At 73.3% G+C, this 3,836-nt stretch carries 3 protein-coding genes and 1 other RNA gene; all 4 read right to left on the bottom strand.

Annotated features, from left to right (window positions below; all coding sequences use genetic code 11):
- Nucleotides 1–324 precede the first annotated feature (324 nt).
- Nucleotides 325–713, bottom strand: an RNA gene (rnpB, locus tag C1J01_RS46760) — RNase P RNA component class A.
- 144 nt (nucleotides 714–857) lie between these two features.
- Nucleotides 858–2,210, bottom strand: a complete 1,353-nt coding sequence (locus C1J01_RS46755) for a bifunctional RNase H/acid phosphatase (RefSeq protein WP_111185447.1) — start codon at nucleotides 2,208–2,210, stop codon at nucleotides 858–860.
- Nucleotides 2,207–2,947 carry a zinc ribbon domain-containing protein gene (locus C1J01_RS46750; RefSeq protein WP_111185445.1) on the bottom strand — a complete coding sequence of 247 codons (741 nt, stop codon included), beginning with the start codon at nucleotides 2,945–2,947 and terminating at the stop codon, nucleotides 2,207–2,209. The genes C1J01_RS46755 and C1J01_RS46750 overlap by 4 nt, the downstream gene beginning before the upstream one ends.
- A 2-nt stretch (nucleotides 2,948–2,949) precedes the next feature.
- Nucleotides 2,950–3,750 (bottom strand): Nif3-like dinuclear metal center hexameric protein, encoded by an 801-nt coding sequence (locus C1J01_RS46745; protein WP_111185443.1) that lies wholly within the window; start codon nucleotides 3,748–3,750, stop codon nucleotides 2,950–2,952.
- Nucleotides 3,751–3,836: the final 86 nt, after the last annotated feature.

Here is a 3,836-nt window from a genome sequence, read left to right as displayed (position 1 = left end):
CCGCCACCCTCCCCCGCCAGGGGCGGAAGGCGGGAGCCCCCTCGCGTGCTGTGCCGGACCGGCCAGGGCACCCTGCTGCGGTGCGACTACTTCAACAAGAAGATCTGGGAACCCGCCTTGACGGTCGCCGGGCTTTTCCGAAGACGTGACCTTTCACGATCTACGCCATACTTTCGCGAGCAGTGCCCCGGCCGAAGGCGTACCGATCTCCGAGGTGTCTCGGTGGCTCGGCACAACTCCATCACCACCACCGCCGACCCGTACGGTCACCTGGTCACGGAAAGATCTTGAGAGTGGCTGCGGTGCAGGTCACAGCGTAGATGGGTGACGAGTCGGCCTGTAGGCCGGGTTCTGTCCTTCGTGTGAAGGGGCGACCATCCATCTAGGGCCGTCGTTGCCGGCGGCCTCGAGCGGTCTACCCGCGCGACTCGGGCGGGCAGCCCTCAGGCGTCGCGCGCGGGGCGCTCCGGGGAGCGTCCCTTCTTGACCTTGCTCCGGGTGGGGTTTACCTAGCCGCCCACGTCACCGTGGGCGCTGGTGGTCTCTTACACCACCCTTTCACCCTTACCCCCCGGCGGACCGGGAGGCGGTCTGCTTTCTGTGGCACTGTCCCGCGGGTCACCCCGGGTCGGTGTTACCGACCACCCTGCCCTGTGGAGCCCGGACCTTCCTCGGCGGGCCCGCAGGCCCGACGCGGTCGCCCGGCCGACTCGTCTGAGGCAGGGTATCAAATTTCAAGCCGTTCCCAACCGCGTCACAAGATCGGCCCACTGGAATGGGCTGGTCATCGCCTGAGGGGGGCGGTGGCGTGGCGACCGCGCCGGGACCACCCAGGCACCCGGCGCGGCACCGCCGTCTCAGCGCAGGTGTGAGGTGTCGTTGAACGACTTCACCACGGCGGGGCCGTCAGCGTAGTACTCGATCAGCGACAGGCACGCCAGGTCGAGGTGCATCCGGTACAGGGACTGCAGGGGCGCCATCAGGGCGTTCCGCAGCAGCAGCTTGATCGGTGTGACGTGGGAGACGGCCAGCACCGTCTTGCCCGCGTACCGCTCCACCAGCCGCTCCCCCGCCGCGTCCACGCGTAGCGCGACCTGGGCGAAGCTCTCGCCGCCGCCCGGCGGAGCCACGTCAGGGTCGGCGAGCCAGGCGGTCAGCTCGGCCGGCCAGCGGCGCTGCACCTCGGTGAACGTGTGGCCCTCCCAGGCGCCGAAGTCGGTCTCCCTGAGGTACTCCTCGACCTCGACCTCGAGGCCGGTGCGGGCGGCCACGGCCTCCGCGGTCTGCCGGGCGCGCTTGAGCGGGGAGGTGACGATCACATCCAGCCGGTACGGCTCCCGCGACAGCCGTTCGGCCGCCGCCGCGGCCTGGGCCAGGCCGTTCGCGGTGAGTTCGGCCTCGCCGCGGCCGGAGAAGCGGCGTTCGAGGGAGAGCTCGGTCTCGCCGTGGCGCAGCAGGAGCAGGGACGTGGCCACCCGCGTGGGCGGGGCCCAGCCGGTGCCGGTGCGGGGGCCGGTGCCCGTGGCGGTGCGCTGCTGGGCGGCGGCTACGGAGGCGGTGGGCGCGGACAGCTCGGCGATGGCGCCCGCGTCGAGCAGGTCGGTCTGCCTGCCACCGCGCAACCCCCCGGCCGCGCCCATGGACGGCCCTGCCGGCCCCGCTTGACGGCCGCCCGGACCCGTGCCGCCCGGACCCGTGCCGCCCGGACCCGTGCCGCGCGGCACGCCGGGCCCGGACGGTCCCGTGTCGCTCGGGGCCTCGGGGGCGGCCGCCGCGCCGCCGGCCTTCCAGGTGAGGCCCTGGGCGGCGGCGTCCATGGCCTCGTTGGCCAGGCGGTCGGCGTGTTTGTTCTGTTCGCGGGGCACCCAGGTCCACTCCGTGACCCGCAGCCGCCGCACCAGCGAGCCCGCCTCCGCCGCCAGCGGGCGCAGGCCCTCGTGCTTGACCTTCCAGCGGCCCGCCATCTGCTCGATGACGAGCTTGGAGTCCATCCGTACGGCCACCGCCGCCCCGTCGCCGGCCAGCTCAAGCACGGCCCGCAGCCCGGCGATGAGGCCGCGGTACTCGGCGACGTTGTTGGTGGCGACGCCGATCGCCTCGGCGGCCTCCGCCAGCACCTGCCCGGAGTCGTCCCGCACGACCGCGCCGTAGCCGGCCGGCCCCGGGTTGCCGCGCGAGCCGCCGTCGGCCTCGATGACGTAGGAGGTCACAGGCCCGACTCTGCGGTGCGTACGAGGATGCGGCGGCACTCGTCGCAGCGGAGCACCTCGTCGTGGGGGGCGGCCTTGATGCGGTTCATCTCGGCGATGGACAGCGCCACCTTGCAGCCCTGGCACCGGCCGCCGTGCAGCATCGCGGCGCCGACGACGTACTGGTCCTTGAGCTTGTCGTAGAGGCCGAGCAGGTCGGCGGGGAGCTCGGCGGCCACGGCGGTGCGGCGGCCGCGGACCTCGCCCGCCTCCTTCTCGATCTCCTGGAGGGCGGCGTCGCGGCGGTCCTCGGCGGCGGCGAGCGCGGCGCGGACCTCGTCGCGCTGCGCCACCAGGTCGGTGACCTTGGTGTCGGCGGCCTCCCGGCGTTCCATGATCTCCAGCACGACCTCTTCGAGGTCGCCCTGGCGTTTGTGCAGCGAGGCGATCTCGGACTGCAGGCTCGCCAGGTCGCGCGGCGAGGTCACGGCCCCGGAGTCGAGGCGTTTCTGGTCGCGGTCGGCGCGCGTGCGCACGGCCTCGACGTCGTGCTCGGCCTTGGTCTGCTCGCGCGCCAGGTCGCCCGCCTCGGTCTCGGCCTCGATCACCTGGGTGGCGAGCCGGGCGTACTGCTTCGACCGCTCGTCGATCTCGGCCAGCTCGGGCAACGTGCGGCGGCGGTGGGCCAGCCGGTCGAGCTGGGAGTCGAGCCCTGCCAGATCAAGCAGTCGCTTCTGCGCCTCAGGGGCTGCTTTCATGATCAATATCCTCTTGTCCAAGCATCGGTGACCGCGGCGGAGACACGCGTTTCAACGGTAACGCCACTCTCGCGCAGGATGGACGCCGCGCTGTCGAGCCAGGGCCACTCGGTCGCCCAGTGGGCGGCGTCGACGAGCGCGGGCCCGCCCGACTCCACGAACTCGCTGGCGGGGTGGTGGCGCAGGTCTGCCGTGAGGAACACGTCGACGCCGGCCGCGGCGGCCGTGGCCAGCAGGGAGTCGCCCGCGCCGCCGCTGACCGCGACCCGGCTGACCGGGCGCGACAGGTCTCCCGCCACGCGGAGCCCCCCGGGCGTGCGCGGCAGCCCCTTCGCCGCCTGCGCGGCGAACTCGCCCAGTGACGTCTTCTCCGGCAGCTCGCCGACGCGGCCGAGGCCGCGCCACGGGTCGTCGGGGAACGGCTGGAGCGGCACCAGGTCGCCCACCAGGCCGACGGCCCTGGCCAGAGCGTCGGAGACGCCGGGGTTGGCGACGTCGGCGTTGGTGTGGGCGGTGTAGAGGGCGATGTCGTTCTTGATCAGGGTGTGGACGAGGCGGCCCTTGGGCGTGGTCGCGGCGACGCTGGTGGTGCCGCGCAGGTAGAGCGGGTGATGGGTGACGATCAGGTCGGCCCCCCAGTCCAGGGCCTCGGCGGCCACGACGGCGACGGGGTCGACCGCGAACAGCACCCGCCGCACCCGCCCGCCCGGATCGCCGGCGACCAGGCCCACGGCGTCCCACGACTCGGCCCGGGACGGCGGGTAGGCCGCCTCGAGCACCTCGATCACGTCTGTCAGCGTCACAGCAGCCACGTGCGCAGACTACCGGCCGCACCGATGCCTCACTGCGGGAGCGGGCACGGGAGCGGGCCGGGGTGTCGGGGCAGGGG

The organism is Nonomuraea aridisoli (genome assembly GCF_003236395.1).
GTDB lineage: Bacteria > Actinomycetota > Actinomycetes > Streptosporangiales > Streptosporangiaceae > Nonomuraea > Nonomuraea aridisoli.
Note: the sequence above shows the minus strand (reverse complement) of the source record. Positions and strands in the feature narration are given on the sequence as shown.

Coding starts and splice junctions, on each gene's coding strand:
- C1J01_RS46750 (WP_111185445.1), bottom strand. CDS start 2,947: ATGAAAGCAGCCCCTGAGGCGCAGAAGCGACTGCTTGATCTGGCAGGG.